The sequence below is a fragment of the Streptomyces sp. NBC_01260 genome, assembly GCF_036226405.1.
GTDB lineage: Bacteria > Actinomycetota > Actinomycetes > Streptomycetales > Streptomycetaceae > Streptomyces > Streptomyces laculatispora.
Genome location: NZ_CP108464.1, coordinates 3,026,339 through 3,042,745, shown reverse-complemented (window position 1 = coordinate 3,042,745; position 16,407 = coordinate 3,026,339). Strand labels below are relative to the sequence as shown.

Here is a 16,407-nt window from a genome sequence, read left to right as displayed (position 1 = left end):
ACAGCACCATGCGTGGACGTATCTCGATCGTGCTCGTCGCCCTGCTCACCCTGGCGGGGTGCGGCGGAGGCGGCGGCACGGCCCAGGACATCGCCAGGACGCCCCCGAAGCAGACCGGCGTACCCAAGAACGGCGGCACCGCCGTCGTCGCACTGACCCCGGGGCTCAGCCCGAACTACATCTACCCCTACCCGCCGGCCTCGTCGAGCGGCACGGTGATCGCCCGCGGCCAGCTGTGGCGCTCGCTCTACCGGCCGAGCGGCGAGGGCGACCAGATCGTCGACACCGCTTCGAGCCTGGCCGATCCGCCGGTCTACAGCAAGGACCGCAAGACCGTGACGATCAAGATGAGGGAGTACAAGTGGTCCACCGGCAGACCCGTCACGGCCGCCGACGTCGTCTTCTCCCTCGATCTGCTCAAGGCCGGGCTGGCCGAGTCCCCGGCCAACTGGAGCTTCTACACACCGGGGCAGTTCCCGGACGGCGTCAGCGCCGAGGCGACAGCGGCCGACACCCTGACGCTCACCCTGGACACCGCCTACAACCCGTCCTACCTGCTCTCCGTACTCTCCCTGCTGTACATCATGCCGTCGGCCGAGTGGAACATCGCCCGCACCGACGGCCCGCACCTGGACTTCACCCGGCCCGGGAACGCCAAGGCGATCTACCGCTACCTCACCAAGGAGTCGGCCGACCAGAAGTCCTTCGCGGGCAACCCGCTCTGGCAGGTCGTCAACGGGCCGTACCGGCTGAAGTCCTTCGACCCGACGACCGGCTCCTACTCCCTGGCCGCGAACAAGGCCTACAGCGGGCCGGGTGAGAAGCGGCTCGACCAGATCGACTTCAAGGCGTTCACCTCCGCCTCGGCGGTGCTCAACCAGATGAAGGCCGGCAACCTCACCGTCGGAACGCTGGACTCCGGTTTCATCTCGCAGGCCGCCGCCCTGAAGGCCAAGGGGTACAACGTCTACGGTGCCCCGGCACCGGCCCGCTTCGACTCGCTGACGATCAACTTCAAGAACACCGTCAACAACTTCGACCAGGTGATCGCCCAGCCCTACGTCCGCCAGGCGCTCCAGCGGCTGATCGACCAGAAGGGCTATATCGCCAGCCGCGGCATCTACGGCGGCGCCGGTTCGGAGAACTACACCACGGGCGGAGCGGACTCCCCCTACCCGGCGTCCTTCGGCAGCACCGCACCGTACCCCCACGACGAGGACGCGGCCCGCAAGCTGCTCACCGACCACGGCTGGAAGGTCGTCCCCGGCGGCAGCACCACCTGTGAGAAGCCCGCCCTCTGCGGCTCAGGGATCAAGCAGGGGCAGACGATCAGATTCACTCTCGCCTCGGCCGACACCCCCAAGTACGTCGGCGCCCGCGACATCGCCTTCGCATCGGCGGCCAAGAAGCTCGGCATCCGGGTCGACCTGGTCACCAAGTCGCTCAACTACATGTACGCCAACTACGGCAACTCCTTCGCTCCGGCCAAGTCCAACGAGTGGGCGATGCAGGACGAGGGCGGGCTCTACCAGGCAGCCGGATACCCGACCAGCAACACGGTGTTCAACACGGGCGGCAGCTTCAACCTGGGCTCCTACACCGACCCCGAGGCCGACAGGCTGATCAACGCCTCGACCTTCGGCGCGGACTCCACGGCGCTCTCCGCCGAGGTCACCGCGGTCAGCAAGGACCTGCCCGTGCTCTTCCTCCCCACCCCCGACACCCTGGTGGTCTGGAAGAAGACACTGTCCGGACCGGGCTCCTCCTTCCAGGCGCTGCTCAGCAGCCTCTACACGCCGGAACAATGGTTCTTCCACAACTGATCACCGAACTGCCCCGCGACGTCCGGGTGGTCGCGCTCGGCGAGGACGCGCACAACGTCACCGAGTTCTACGAGCTCAAGGACCGGATCCTGCGGTACCTGGTGGAGCGCCACGGGTTCACCGCCTTTGTCATGGAGTCCGGGTTCGCCGAGGGGCTGGGCGTCGACGCCTGGCTCCGCGGCAGCCCGGGCGAGGTGGCGGACATCGCCCGGGAGGGCATCACGTACCGGTTCGGTGAGTGCGCTCCGATGCACCGGCAGCTGGAGTGGATGCGCTCCCGCGGGACCGGTTTCTACGGAATGGACCTGCCGGGCTCCTCCACCTCGCCGGGACCCGCGGTCCGGGCGGTCGCCGACCGGATGCCGGGCTGGGACCTGGGCGAGCTGCTCGGCCTGAGCGAACTGGGTGGCCGGACCGAGGCGGCGGTCCGGTTCGCGGCGCTGTCGCCTCCCGAACGGAATCGGCTCCGCACGGGTCTGCGCGCGTTGGTCGCGCGGTCCGCCGGGGTCGCGGACGCGGTGGTGCGCAGGGCCGCGGCCTCCGTCGCGGCGTTCCTCGCGGAACTGGAACCGGTGCCGGCCGGCAGCCCCTACCCGCGTGATGTCTTCATGGCGGAGACCGTGCGATGGGTCCTGGAGCGGGAGGAGCGCATCGTCGTCAGCGCGCACAACGCACATGTGCGACGGACTCCGTTCGAGGGGCGCCCGATGATGGGCGGCCTGCTGCACGAGGCGCTGGGCTCCGAGCTGGCCGTCATCGCCCTGACATGCGGCTCGGGTCCCGCGATCCGCTTCGTGGAGCGTTCACCCCGGCCCTTCGACTGGGACGTCCTGCTGGAGGAGCGGGAGCCGACCGGGCCGGGTGCCCCCGGTGCGGAGTACGACGCACTGATCCACCTCGACCACGCCACTTTGATCCCCGGGGCCTTCGAACGGCTCCGTGCCGAGTTCCAGGAGTACCGATGAAGTATCCGCCCACCCGGACCGTCGAGGTCGTCGCGGATGTCGCCGGGGTCCGGGTGCCGGACCCGTACCGCTGGCTGGAGGAGGAGACGCCTGAGGTCCGTCAGTGGCAGCAGGCCCAGGCCGAACTCGCCTCCTCCGTCGCCTTCGAGGGCCTGGACCCCTGCGCCGTAAGGGAGTTGGTGCTCGCTCATTACACCGGGGCCCGGCCCGACCTGCCCGGATACGCGGCCGGTCAGTGGTTCAGGGCCTGCGGCTCCGACGTGGTCGTCGCCGATTCCCCGTACGGGCCGGGACGGTCGATCGCCCGCCTGGAGGAGGGGGTGCTGTCCTGGCTGGCGCCCTCGCCGGACGGCCGGGTCCTGGCCGTCGGAGTCTGCACGGACGGCAGCGAACACAACACGATCCGGCTCTTCGACGTGGCCGCAGGGCAGGAGCTGGGCGGCGCCCCGCCGCAGATCCTGCACAGCGCGTGGGCGGGCGGTGTCTCCTGGCTGCCGGACTCCGGGGGGTTCTACTTCTTCGCGCTCACCGGGTCGCCCGAGGAGTTCAGACAGGCGGTGTTCTTCCACCGGCTGGGGGGCGACACCACGGTGGAGCCCGTCCCGGTGGGGGAGTCCCGGGAGTACACGCTCATCCAGGCCGGCGAGCGATGGGAGATCGCCGCCCACCGGGTGGGCAGCCCGGTCCCGGTCGCGGTCCGCCGCCCGGGCGGGGAGTGGCGGCCGTTCCTCACCGACTGCCCGGGGACAGTCGCCGGACATGTCGTCGGGGACCGCTATGTCGCGGTCACGGACGTGGACGCCCCGCGCGGGCGGGTGGTGGCCATCTCGCTCCACGACCCGTCGGACTGGGGCGAGCTCGTACCGCAGGGCGATACGGTGCTGCGCTCGCTCACCCCGGTCGGGAACCATCTCTACCTCAGCGAGTTCGACCGCACCTGCGCCAGGGTCCGGATTCTCGACCGGTCGGGGGCGGTCGTCGGGGAGCTGCCGCTGCCGGGGCGCGGGGCGCTGGCCGCACCGCACTTTCCGCTGACGGGGCTGGCCGTGGGCAATCCCGCCCCCGCCTTCGTGTTCGCCTTCTCCACGCCGACCAGTTCCTGGGGCGTGTACGGCCACGAGCCGGGCGGCCCGCTCCAGACGCTGACCGCGCCCACCGTGACGCTTGACGCCACCGTGGAGCAGGGCCGGGCCCTCGCGCCCGACGGCATCCCGGTCCCGTACCAGGTGGTGGGGCGGGGTTCGGGCCCGGTGCTGATCTACGCCTACGGCGCGGCGAACGTGCCGCTGCTGCCCGCGTACCAGAGCGATCTGGCTGCCTTCGTCGCCGCCGGCGGAGTCGTGGTCCTGGCTCATCTGCGGGGCGGCGGCGAGTTCGGACGGGACTGGTGGCTGGCCGCGCACCGGGAACGCAAGCATGTACGGGACAGCGATCTCGTGGCGGTGGCCGAGCACCTCATCGCCACTGGCCGTGCGACCCCGGACCGCCTCGCCCTGACCGGAGGGTCCGACGGCGGTCTGATGTGCGGCGTCGCCCTGACCACCAGGCCCGACCTCTGGCGTGCCGTACTGCCGCGCGAACCCCTGCTCGACCTGATCGGGGGGATCCGCGACCCGTACCTGGACTTCGTGCTCCGCAAGGCATGGGGCGACCCCGACGACCCCGCCGACGTACGACGGTTCCTTCGGCTGTCGCCCTACGAGCTGGTGCGCCCCGGCGCGTTTCCCGCGGTGTATCTGCAGGCGGGGGCGAACGATCCGCGGTGCGGACCCTGGCACGCACGGAAGTTCGCGGCCCGTCTGCAGGCCGCGCAGCAGGGCGGGGAACCGGTCCTGGTGCATGTCTTCGACGACGCCGGACACGGTGCGGCGACGGGAGAGGCGGTCGCGGTCGAGCAGGACACAGAGTGGCTGGCGTTCCTGATCAGGAGTCTCGGCCTGCGGATCTGATGTGCATCAGGCGCAACTGGACCATCGCGGCCAGCCGGGCGTTCGTATCGCCGAGGTTGATCCCTCCGACCTCGGCGGCCCGCCTCAGGCGGTAGCGGAAGGTGCTGGGGTGCACGTACATCGCCGCGGACGCCACCGTGACATCGCCGAAGGCATCCAGCCAGGCGCGCAGCGTCTCGGCGAGATTCGCCTGGTGGTCACGGTCGTACGTGACGATCCGGGCGATGGCGCCGCTGGGCAGGTCGGCCTGGGGGACCAGATCGGCGAGCTCCAGCAGCAGCGCCTCGACATGCACCTCGTCGAACAGGGCGACCTGCTGGTCGAGCACCCCCGCGCGCAGGACGCGCAGGGCCTGCTCGGCCGCGGACCGCGACCGGGCGAGCGCCGAGAGGTCGCCGGCGAGCCGGCCCACGCCGATCAGGGGGCGCAGCCGGGAGCCCACCCGGGCCAGGAACTCGGTGGCGATCAGCCGCGCGCGCTCCTCCGCGTCGTGGCGGGCCAACGGCAGGACGCCATACGCGACATCGCCGATGAGCGCGGCGACGGCGCGCGGGTGCGCGGCGGCGAGGTGCATGGCGAAGGCGTCGGCGAGGCGCTTGCGGTCCGCGCTGGCCTGTGCGGGCGCCTCGGTCGCGGCGGGTGCCGCGGTGAGCGCCATGACGATCGCCCGCTCGTCCCTGAGCCCGAGGCGCTGCACGGCCTCACGGCTTCCAGGACCGCTGTCCAGGGCGGTGCTCAGCAGGTCCGCGCGCAGCCGGCGTTCGCTGTCGGCGTCGGCACGCTGCCAGACCATGTGCATGGCGACGAGTTTGGAGGCCTCGAAGAGGGACTCGCTCCGCTGTTCGTCGATGGGTTCGGGTACGACCGCCCAGATCGTCCCGAGGATCTCATCGCCCGCGCGTACCGCGATCGCCAGGCGTGGGAGTTCGCCGGACTCCGGCAGCGGGGCCACGAAGACGGGCCGGTTGCTGCGGTAGATCGCCTGGAAGACGCCGCGTTCTTCCAGGATGCGGGTGTAGTGGACCGGGACCTGGCGGCCGAGGATCGTCTGGACGCGGGACGGGTCGACCTCCTCCTGGCGGCTGGAGAAGGCCAGCAGGCGGGAGTTGCGGTCCTCGATGGTGACGGGCGCGTCGAGCAGGGCCGCGATGGCGTTGGCCACGGCGAACAGATCGCCGGAGCGGGTGTGGCCGTTCGCGTCGTACGGATCGCTCTCGGCGGTCAGGGTGCGGAGCATCCCGGTCAGATGGTTCCACGAGGCGCCACGGGTGAACGCGAGGACGGCGACGCCGTACTCCCTGGACGCCTCGATCAGCCGCTCATCGGGCTCGACCGGCCCGCGGACGACGAGGCCGACGGCTCCGCGCCCACCGAGTCGCGCGACGACCTCCGGCAGGTCGTCGCGCAGGCCCACGCCCAGGACCAGGGCGTTGTCCGGCAGCTCGGGCTCGTCCAGCGGGTCGTGGATGACGACGCCGCCGATCTCCTTCCCCTTCCGCGGCAGATCTCCGCAGACCGGGTGGAGGAGGGTCGAACCGAGCTCCTCCAGAACGCGGGCCAGGCTGGTCACAGGGATACCCCGTCCGAAGCTCGCGAGGCCCCGGGACGTGGCCTGTCGTCGTGCCTGATGGAATCACGCCCGGCGTCGGGTCCGGTCATACGGGTATCCACCGGGTGCTGACCGTCACCGCCTGCAAGAGCTCGGGGATCGGGGTCACACCCAGGCCAGGTCCTGTCGGAACCCGCAGCCGCCCCTCCGCCAGCCTGAACGGCTCGGTGATGTCGGTGGTGTAGTACCGGTCGGAGGCGGAGGTGTCGCCGGGCAGCTGGAACCCGGGCAGCGCCGCCAGCGCGACATTCGCCGCCCGGCCCAGGCCGGTCTCCAGCATGCCGCCGCACCAGACCGGGACGTCGTTGGCGACACAGACGTCGTGGATGCGCTTGGCCTCCAGGTAGCCGCCGACGCGGCCGGGTTTGATGTTCACGATTCCGCACGCCTTCAGCTTGATCGCGGCGGCGGCGGCGCGCGCGTCGACGATCGACTCGTCCAGGCAGATGGGCGTCGTGAGGCGTTTCGCCAGCTCCGCGTGGCCCAGGAGGTCGTCCTCGGCCAGCGGCTGCTCCAGCAGGGTCAGGTCGAAGGGGTCGAGCCGGGCCAGGTGCCGGGCCTGGTCGAGCCGGTACGCGGCGTTCGCGTCGACCTGGAGCGGGATGTCGCCGAAGCGCTCGCGCACCGCCGCGACCGGCTCGATGTCCCAGCCCGGTTCGATCTTCAGCTTGATTCGCTGGTAGCCCGCTGCGAGGTATTCCGCCACGAGGTCCAGGAGCTCGGGGACCGTGTCGGTGATGCCCACCGAGACGCCGCAGGGGACATGGGTACGGATGGCGCCGAAGGCCTGGCTCAACGGCTGTTCGCGTGCCCTGAGTTCGGCGTCCAGGACTGCCATTTCCAGGGCTGCCTTGGCCGTACGGTGGCCCTTGAACGCGGCCAGGGCGGGCCCCACCTGGTGTGCGCCGCCGACGCCCTTGACTGCCGGGATCAGATAGCGGGTCAGGACGTCCGCCGCGCCCTGCGTGTACTCGCAGGAGTACAGGGGTGCGGTACCCGCGCAGCACTCGCCCCAGCCTTCCGCTTCGTCGGTCACCGCCCGCAGCAGGACGGCCTCACGGACCGTTTCGGTCCCAAAACTCGTACGGAACGGCGCGACGAGCGGCATCGCCACGGTGCGGAGCTCGACTCCGGTGATCTTCATGCTGCTCTCTCCACGATGTACCAGCCGACCCGGCCGAAACCGGTGATCCTTCCGCCGTCCCCCAGCAGCCCGCCGAGGACCTCCCTGAGCGCTGTCCGCCACTCGGCGGCCAGGGCGGGGTCCTGTCCGCGGAGGGTCTCGATGTCGTCGGGGACGGCGACCTTGACGAGCTGCGACGAGGTCTGCCGTGCGCACGGACGCCCCTGCGGACCGATGTCGAGCAGCGGCGCCGCGGCGGCCGCGGCGGGCGCCGCGTCCCGGGGCGTGCCCGCGCAGGCGGCCTCGACTTCCGGGGAGGTCAGGCGCCATCGGACGAAGAGCCGGTCCGTGGGGTCGCTCCGGTTGACGTCGTCGTCCATCGGACCGTAGAAGTCCGGCAGGTACTCGCTCGGTTCGGCGCCGAGCTTGGCCAGGTTGAAGTAGGCGTTCCGCCGGATCAGCGGGTCGTAGGTCCACGAGATCTCGGCGGCGCCCCGCGCCAGGGCCCAGTCCCGCTGATGGAGCTTCAGGGCGAAACCCACATTGCGTCCCTGCGCCTGTGCGAGCACGCCGGCTATATGGCTGTGCAGGGCCTCGCGGGCGGGCGGGGCGAAGAAGCCGAAGCAGGCGCCGACCAGTTCGTCGCCCTCGTAGGCCCCGCTCACATAACCGCCGGCCTTGGCCAGTGCGCGCAGAAAGTCGGCGGTCACCGGCGGGTTGTTCGCCCCGGTGCGCCAGATGCGCTCGTACAGGCGCCGTACGGCCTCCAGGTCGCTGACGCTCTCCAGGAGACGGATGTCTTCAATCACGCTGATCATGCTTTCAGTCGCTCGTCGTGGGCAGCTGGTCCGCCCGGACGGAACGGGCGCCCTGATTTCGTCCGAGCAGACAGTGCAGGATGTCCGTCAACAGTCGTGTGCGTACGGGAAGTTCTGCGACGACGAGGTGTTCGTCATCGGCGTGGGCTCCACCGCCCACCGCGCCCAGTCCGTCCAGGGTGGGGATGCCGATGCCCGCGGTCAGATTGCCGTCGGAGGCGCCGCCGACCGCCGTGGACGCGAGCGGCTCGGCCGAGAGCCGGCAGGCCAGCTCGAACAGGTCCTTGGACGCCTCGGCCTGGAGGGGCGGGCGGTTGGGGCCGCCCCGCACCTCCACCTCGGCGCCGTCGAGGTGCGGCCGCAGAGCGAGCATGGCGCCATGGACCCGGTCCTGCTCCTCCTGGGTCCACGTCCGTACGTCCACCGAGAAGACGGCGCTTTCCGGGACCGTGTTCACCGTGGTGCCCGCCCTGGCCGTGGTCGGGGTCACGGTGGTGCCTCTGCCGCCCAGCGCGGCCACGGCCAGGATCTGATGGGCCGATTCCAGGGCCGCGTTCACCCCCTTCTCCGGTTCGAGCCCGGCATGGGCCGCCCGCCCGGTGACACGGACCTCGTAGCGGGACACGCCCTTGCGCTCGGTCTTCAGCGCCCCGCCGGGGCCCGCGGCTTCCAGCACCAGCACGGCGTCGCACCCGCGTGCCTCGTCCTCGATGAGCTCACGCGAGGTCGGCGATCCCGGCTCCTCGTCACCGGTGACCAGCACGCTCACGCCCGCGTTGTCGTCCAGCGCGGCCACCGCGTGGAAGGCCATCGCCAGCCCGGCCTTCATGTCGAAGCAGCCGGGCCCGCGCAGAACGCCGTCCCGGATTCCGTACGGGAGCCGCTCCAGCGTGCCGGTCGGCCACACCGTGTCGTGGTGGCCGAGTACCAGCACCCTGGGCCGGTCGCCGAACCGCCAGCGCAGATGGGTCCGGCCGTTGATGACGATCCGCTCGGGCTCCGCCCCCATCCGCGCGGCTCCGACCGCCGCGACCACCTCCGCACTGCGGGCGACCGCTTCCAGGTCCTCGGACGGCGACTCGCAGCGGACGAGTCGTTCGATATCGGCGATCAGCAGGGTTTCCGGTGTCATTCCCCCAGGGTCTCGGAACGTCCCGCGCGACGATATGTCGATCCGGGCAGGATCGGTGTCCGCGCTTCAGCCGCCCCGACCAACCGCGGGCGGGTTCAGATGTACGCGCCGAGGAGTGCGCGCAGATTGCCACCGATGATCTTGAGGATGTCGCTCTCGGGCAACCCGCGGGCGAGCAGGGCCTCGGTCAGCCGGGGCAGGTCGGCCGGGGCTTCCATCTCGGGGAAGGTGAAAGAGGGGTCGTCGGCGTCCGCGAACTCCTCGCAGCAGGGCGGAGTGGTGTCGGCGATGACCTCGCGGACGAAGTCGGCGCCGATGCCGACATGGTCGACACCGGCCACGGAGACGATGTGCTCGATGTGATCGACGATCCTGTCGACGTGGACTTTGTCCTGGGTGTCGGTGAGGAAGTCGGGTACGAACGCCACCGAGACCAGCCCCCCGGTCGCCGCCACACCGCGGATCTGCTCGTCGGTCAGATTGCGGTGGTGGTCGCGCAGGGCGCGAGCGCAGGAGTGGGAGGCGATCACGGGACGGGTGGCCAGCTCCAGGACGTGCGAGACGCCGCTCTGACCGAGGTGGGAGATGTCGAAGAGAATCCCGAGGCGCTCCATCTCGCGTACGGCCTCGACACCGGGGGCGGTGAGGCGGCTGCCCGTGGCGTCCTCCCGGCTGCCGTCGGCGAGCGGGGTGCGGCCCCAGTGGGCGATGGAGGCCATGCGTACGCCGAGGCGGTGCATGGTCGAGAAGAGCTCGGTGGAGGCGTCGACGCCGGGGGCGCTTTCGAGCGCGAGTACGAGAGCGATCCTGTCCTGGGCGAGGGCGGCATCGATGTCCGCGCCGGTGAGGCACAGCGCGACCTGATCGGCGTTCTCCTCGGCCAGGACGTGGGCGCACTCGATCATCCGCAGGGTCTGCCGCAGTGCGCCCTCGGGCTGGTACGGCGCGTCGATGAACACGGGCAGTACCTGCAAGTCGATTCCGCCCGAGCGCAGTTGAGGCAGCCAGCGCTCCCTGAAGAAGGAGCCCCAGCGCTTCGGGGGCCGGGCGGCGACCGCACACAACAGATCGTTGTGAGCGTCGGCGACGACAGCGCGGTGGTGGAGCTCCTCGAACATCGTGGCCTTTCCGGGCAGCCCCGGTCGGGGCCGATCGCCGAAACGGAGAGTAGCCCCCCTCCAAGCCGCACGATTGGTGCCGCCGGATGAAAGGGAACCCGGGTTCTTGAAGCGTCGCACCACTCGGCCGCAGCGTTGGCCGAGGGCGCGAGGCGACCTGACGGGCAGTCACAGACAAGATCTCTCAGTGGCGGGACGGCTCGGTCGGAGGCCGCTGGGCCGTGTATCGGACGTGCCCCTCCTCCCCGGAAGCGTGCCGCTTCAACGCCCTGTGCAGGCACGGAACACGCGCCGGGACCCCATCCGCTCATTGCCGCCCCAGCTGCTGCCGGCGTGCTGTCTCACAACCAACCGCGGCGGGCCGCGATCACTCCGGCCTGGAAGCGGTTGGCGGCGCCGAGGAGGTCGTGCAGGCGGCTGATGCGACGGCGCATGGTGCGCACGGACCAGCCGAGCTGGCGGGCTATCGCCTCGTCCTTGAGGCCGCTGACCAGGAGGGTGAGGACGAGTCTGTCCTCCTCGCCGAGGGGGTCCTCGGCGGGTGCGTTGAGGGGCAGGGCCTGCTGCCAGCACATTTCCCAGTAGCCGGTGAGGGCATCGAGCAGGGTGGACGGGCGGATCACCGCGGCGCGGACGTCGTTGAGGTCGAGGGAGAGCGGCATCAGGGCGAGCTTGCGGTCGGCGATGGCGAGTTTGATGCCCAGGCCGGGCAGGACGCGGGCCTGTTCGCCGTGCCGGACCAGCTCGCGGATGTCGTCGAGGACGCCCGGCCATTCCAGGGCCTCGGGGGCGTAGACCGCGCGGTACCGTACGCCGCGGCCGAGCGCCGTCGCCTCCACCGGGTTGGAGGTGGTCAGGGCGTACGGCGGCCGGTCCAGGGTCATCACGTCCTCGTGGGCCTCCTGCTGAAGGCGGACGAACCAGCGGCCGAGCGCCTCGCTGCCGGTGGTGATCTCCACCTCGTCCTCATAGGTCGCGCCGGTGCGCGCGGCGGCGAACAGCCGGGACAGCTCGTCGGCCGCCGAACGGACCCGCTCCAGCTCATTGCTTCTGGCCCGCACCAGCGCCTCGACGGCGGCGCCCGGCTCGATCGCGGCGTACCGGCGGCGGGAGCCGGCGAGCCGGCCGACCAGCCCGTGGTCGCGGAGCCGGTCCAGCGCCCTGGCGACGCGCTCGGCCGAACAGTCGAGGTCCGCGGTGAGTTCGGCAGGCGCCGCCGTCCGCCGGGTCAGGACGGCCCGGTAGACGCTCTCGTCGAACGGATCGATGCCTGCCGCCGTGAGTTGCGGTGTCTCAGGAGTCATGGACGGATGGTGGCCCAATTGTGCCAGCGGCAGCAATGGGCCACGGAGATCAGTTGTGCGGCAAGTGCCCTCACCACTAGGACCTTTACGCATGGCAATGAAGTCACGAAGATCGCGTCATGCCGCCCTCGCCGCCGTTGTTCTCGCCGGCACGTTGGCGGTGACACCGGGTGCCGCCACCGCGTCCACGCCCGACCCGTCGCAACGAGTGCTCGTCGAACTGTCCGGGAACCCAGCGGTCACCGCCGCGCCCGGTGGATCGCTGCTGTCCGCCGAGGCCGCCCGCGGCGTCGGCGCCGCCCGCCGCGCGCTCGACGCGCGGCAGGAGACGTTCCTCGGCTCGGCGAAGAGCGCCGGGCTGCACCCTTCGGCGACCCGCAAACTGGGTCTGCTCATCGATGCCGTGGCAATGACGGTGCCCGCGTCCGAGGTGGGGCGGCTGTCCTCGCTGCCGGGCGTCACCGCCGTCCGCCCCGACACCCGGGTGCTGACGAAGACGGACGTCAGCGTGCCGCTGATCGGCGCACCCGGCGTCTGGCAGCGCAGAGACCCGGCCGGAAGCCGCGTCACCGGCAAGGGGACCACCGTCGCGATCCTGGACAGCGGCGTGGACTACACCCACCCCGACCTGGGAGGCGGGCTCGGCAAGGGGCACAAGGTCGTCGGCGGGCACGACTTCGTCAACGGTGACGAGGACCCGATGGACGACAACGGCCACGGCACCCACGTCGCCGGCATCATCGCGGGCAGGGCGGCCGAGAAGGGCGGCGTCACCGGCGTGGCGCCCGGCGCGAATCTGCTGGCCTACAAGGTGATGGACGCCGACGGCTCCGGCTACACGTCGGACATCATCGCCGGTGTCGAGGCTGCCTCCGACCCGGCCAACCCGCACCGCGCCGACGTCATCAACATGAGCCTCGGCGGCCCCGGCGACGGCACCGACCCGCTGGGCCGCGCCGCGACAGCGGCCGTGCGAGCCGGTGTGGTCGTGGTGGCCGCGGCCGGCAACGACGGACCCGGCACGGGTACGGTCAGCAGCCCCGCAACGGCCGACGGCGTCGTCGCGGTCGGCGCGTCGACAAGCGGTCTGCGGCTGCCCAGCGCCTATCTGGCAGGCAAGAAACCCGAGTTGATCCAGACCTACCGCGGCATCCTGTCCGCGAACCCGCCGGGGCACCCCGTCACGGCGCCGCTCGTCGATGTCGGCCAGGGCACCGCCGAGGACTGGAAGCGGGTCGGCGACGTACGCGGAAAGATCGTACGGGCCGAGATGCTCATCGCCGCCGACACCCGGTACCTGACGGCGAGCGCCGTGGACTGGGCGAAGGAGGCGGAGAAGCGCGGCGCGATCGCCGTGCTGGCCGGCCTGCCCTCCAACAGCGGCCCGGTGTTCGTCGCCGGAGCGCCGGGAGAGGTCCGGCCGCCGGAGGTGAACCCTGAGCCGGGAGTGGCCCAGGTGCCGTCCTCGTCCGCGCGGATCGACGCCTCCGGCGACTCGCTGCGCATGGACCACCTGGTGGTCATGGGCATCGACTCGACCCAGTACACGGAGTTGAGCTCCCGGCTCGCCGCCGGGAAGGTGTCGGTGACGCTGCGCGGCACCGACACCACCGACCGGATCGCCTCGTTCTCCTCACGCGGTCCCACACAGGGCTTCGGTCTGAAGCCCGATCTGGTCGCGCCGGGTGTGGAGATCCGCTCCACGATACCCAAGTCGCTGTACGGACCCGGCCAGTACCGCATGTCGGGCACGTCGATGGCGGCCCCGCACGTCGCCGGCGCCGCGGCCCTGCTGCGCCAGCTGCACCCCGGCCGGACGCCCGCCGAGATCAAGGCCGAGCTGATCGGCACCGCGAAGCCGCTGAGCGGCAGCGGGCCCACGACGCAGGGCTCGGGCCGGCTCGATGTGGCCGCGGCCGCCTCGGCCACGGTCAGCGCCTCGCCGGCGTCGGTGTCGTTCGGGCTCGCCGATCTGTCCCGGCGTCAGGTCGGCGGCACCGCGAAGGTGACGCTGCGCAACTCCGGCAAGCGGCCGGTCACGACCTCGCTGCGGACCGACGGTCCGGCCACGGTCTCGGCGAAGCGGGTCACCGTGCCGGCCGGAGGGACCGCGACCGTCACGGTCTCGCTGCGCGTCGCCCGACCGGCGGCCGACACCGAGATCAGCGGCCGTCTCACGGCGACTCCCGACCGGGGACCGGCGATCGGGGTGCCCTACCTGCTCGCCGTCCGTCATCTGGCCGTCCAGGCCGCACCCGACCCGAGCGACGGTCACTCGACCGTGCACATCGCCCCGCCGACCCGGCTGGCCACACCGCCGGTCGTCACCGTCACCCCGCCTCGTGGCAAGGCCGTCTACGTCACTTCCACGCTCGATCCCGCCAGCGGCTACTACCGGGCCCAGGTGACCGGCAGCGTGGCCGGCGCCTACCGGGTCTCGGTACGCGGCACCGCCGCCACCGGGCAACTGCTCACCGGCGCCAGTGCCTTCGAGGTCACCCCGGTCGACAGCCGCGAGGACCGCTGGGAGCCGGTCGGCCCCAACAGCGAGGCCGGTTCCGTCGCCCTCTCGCCGAGCCGGCCGCGGCAGGCCGTCCTCACCCAGTACCAGAAGGCGGCCCCCTGGCTGACCACCGACAACGGCACCTCCTGGCGCCAGTTGGGACGACTGCCGGTCGCGGACGGCACGGGTCCGCTCGTGGTCGACGCGAAGAATCCCGACCGCTGGTGGTACGCCGTGAACAGTGTTCACGACGGCAGCCGCCGGGGCGCCGTCCTGCGCACCGACGACAACGGGCGTACCTGGCGCACGCTCGACGTCCCGGACACCCGCATCGCGGCGCTCGTCGCCGATGAGCGGACCCGCACCCTGGTCGCGGTCACCTCGGACGCGCTGCTGGTCAGCACGGACGCGGGTGACCACTGGACGACGTATCCGACCGGCGTCACCGGCGGCATCATCGCCGCCACCGTCACCGGTGACACCCTCTATATGACGACGTATCACGGCGTCTGGGCCCGCTCCGGTATCGGCTCGGGCGACCCCGGCGAGGCGCGCCTGCTCCTCGCCCCGTCCGGCGGGGCCGTCGGCGGGCTGGCCGCCGACTCCTCGGTCGTGGCGGTGTATGTCCCGGGCCGGGGAGTTGTCGGTTCCCGTGACGGCGGGGAGACCTGGACCACCCTGTTGTCCATGACGGACGGCGGCCTCCGCCTGACCATCTCGGGTGACGACCTGTACCTGAGCACGCTGTCCGGCAGCGGCCGTCTCAGCCGCGACCACGGGCAGACGTGGACCACGGTCGCCGCGCCGTCGCGCGCAGCGCTACCGGTGGACTACGACCGTTGGGCCGACGGTTCCGTCACCGTCTCCAGCGAGCAGGACGGTCTCTACCGGGGTGCCGCGGACGGCACCGGATATCGGCGGATCGGCGTCCAGGGACTGACCGTCAACGATCTCGCGGTCAGTGACGGCCATCTTCTCGCCGCCACCGACAGCGCGGTCTACCGCACCGCCCTTCCCGTCGCGAGCCCGGAGTGGGGCCAGTCGCGCGGCGAGGGCATGAGGGGCGTCACCGTTCCGCAACTCGCCGTGTCGGCCAAGGATCCGAAGGTGATCTGGAAGGTGCGGCGCACCGCGTTCGGCTCATTCACCGTCGAGCGCAGCGGCGACGGCGGTGCCACCTGGGAGGAGAGGGGCAGTTCGGCGGAGGTGCCGACGGCGCTCCTGGTCCACCCCGCCGACCCGAACCGGGTCATGGTCAGCTTCCGAAGCCTGCTGGGAGAGGGGCTGTTCGCCACCAGCGACGGCGGCGCAACGTGGAAGAACCTCTACCACGAGGGCTTCTTCGACACCATCGTGGGCGATCCCGCCGATCCGCTGCGCCTGTGGCTCGGCAACCGTTCCGGTCTCTACCGGTCGGACGACGGCGGGGTGACCGTCACCAAAGTCGCCGACGGCCCGGTGACCGCGATCGACCTCGACGGACGGCGTCTCGTCGTCGGCGGCGAGAGCGTCCGCGTCAGCACCGACGGCGGCCGGACGTTCCGCACCGCGGACACCGGCGCTCTCGCGATCCATGTCTCCGATTTGCTCCGGGTCAAGAACACGCTCTACGCGGCCACCACCAGTTCCGGGGCCAGCGGCCTCCCCCAAGGCGGCCGGGGCGTACTGCGCAGCACCGACCACGGTCTGAGCTGGCACAACATCTCAACCGGCCTGCAGAACACCGACACCACCAAACTGGCCGCGAGCCCCGACGGCCGCACGCTCTACGTCGGCACCGTCGACGGCGGCGTGCACCGTCTCGACCTGCGCCACTGATCACCACGGACCGGGCGCCCGGACGGAACCTCTGTCCGGGCGCCCGGTCCGCGCGTTGACGCGGCCGGTGGATCAGCGCAACGACCACGACGGCCGGGGCCGCGCAGCGCATCGGTTCGGGGAAGCTCGAACGGACCGGCTGGCGCGTTGGTCACGCGGTTGGTCACGCGAGCGGTCTGAACATGACATCAATGCAGTTCGGGCGGTCAGAATGCAGAAAGACGACCGGGGCCGCCACCCCCCAC

General features: G+C 71.4%; 10 protein-coding genes. 4 read left to right on the top strand and 6 right to left on the bottom strand.

Features of this window, described 5'->3' with window-relative positions; all coding sequences use genetic code 11:
- Window positions 1-8: 8 nt before the first annotated feature.
- From OG322_RS13115 to OG322_RS13105, 3 genes are read left to right on the top strand one after another with little or no spacing between them, the layout of a single operon-like run.
- Window positions 9-1,823 carry an ABC transporter substrate-binding protein gene (locus OG322_RS13115; RefSeq protein ID WP_124284850.1) on the top strand — a complete coding sequence of 605 codons (1,815 nt, stop codon included), beginning with the start codon at window positions 9-11 and terminating at the stop codon, window positions 1,821-1,823.
- The gene (locus tag OG322_RS13110) at window positions 1,805-2,788 is read left to right on the top strand and encodes an erythromycin esterase family protein (RefSeq protein WP_124284851.1); all 984 of its coding nucleotides are present in this window, start codon (window positions 1,805-1,807) and stop codon (window positions 2,786-2,788) included. Before OG322_RS13115 ends, OG322_RS13110 begins: the two co-directional genes overlap by 19 nt.
- The gene (locus tag OG322_RS13105) at window positions 2,785-4,737 is read left to right on the top strand and encodes a prolyl oligopeptidase family serine peptidase (protein ID WP_266411141.1); all 1,953 of its coding nucleotides are present in this window, start codon (window positions 2,785-2,787) and stop codon (window positions 4,735-4,737) included. The genes OG322_RS13110 and OG322_RS13105 overlap by 4 nt, the downstream gene beginning before the upstream one ends.
- On the opposite strand, the gene OG322_RS13100 is transcribed toward OG322_RS13105, so the two are convergent.
- The 6 genes from OG322_RS13100 to OG322_RS13075 all read right to left on the bottom strand — a co-directional run bounded on the left by OG322_RS13100 (window position 4,712) and on the right by OG322_RS13075 (window position 11,841).
- On the bottom strand, window positions 4,712-6,307 hold the full coding sequence (locus tag OG322_RS13100; RefSeq protein ID WP_266411140.1) for a PucR family transcriptional regulator: 1,596 nt from the start codon (window positions 6,305-6,307) through the stop codon (window positions 4,712-4,714). The two genes, OG322_RS13105 and OG322_RS13100, sit on opposite strands and share 26 nt — an antisense overlap.
- Before the next feature lie 85 nt (window positions 6,308-6,392).
- Entirely contained in the window at window positions 6,393-7,490 is a 1,098-nt protein-coding gene (gene menC / locus OG322_RS13095) for an o-succinylbenzoate synthase (protein ID WP_266411139.1), read from the bottom strand.
- Entirely contained in the window at window positions 7,487-8,287 is an 801-nt protein-coding gene (locus OG322_RS13090; protein ID WP_124284855.1) for a GNAT family N-acetyltransferase, read from the bottom strand. The genes menC and OG322_RS13090 overlap by 4 nt, the downstream gene beginning before the upstream one ends.
- 4 nt (window positions 8,288-8,291) lie before the next feature.
- Entirely contained in the window at window positions 8,292-9,419 is a 1,128-nt protein-coding gene (locus OG322_RS13085; protein WP_266411138.1) for a M20 family metallopeptidase, read from the bottom strand.
- Window positions 9,420-9,514: 95 nt separating this feature from the next.
- Entirely contained in the window at window positions 9,515-10,537 is a 1,023-nt protein-coding gene (locus OG322_RS13080; RefSeq protein ID WP_124284857.1) for a dipeptidase, read from the bottom strand.
- Between the two features lie 341 nt (window positions 10,538-10,878).
- Entirely contained in the window at window positions 10,879-11,841 is a 963-nt protein-coding gene (locus OG322_RS13075; protein WP_164494387.1) for a helix-turn-helix domain-containing protein, read from the bottom strand.
- 91 nt (window positions 11,842-11,932) lie between these two features.
- On the opposite strand from OG322_RS13075, the gene OG322_RS13070 reads away from it, so the two are divergent.
- Window positions 11,933-16,162, top strand: coding sequence for a S8 family serine peptidase (locus OG322_RS13070; RefSeq protein WP_329306435.1), 4,230 nt, complete (start codon window positions 11,933-11,935; stop codon window positions 16,160-16,162).
- The last annotated feature ends 245 nt before the right edge of the window (window positions 16,163-16,407 follow it).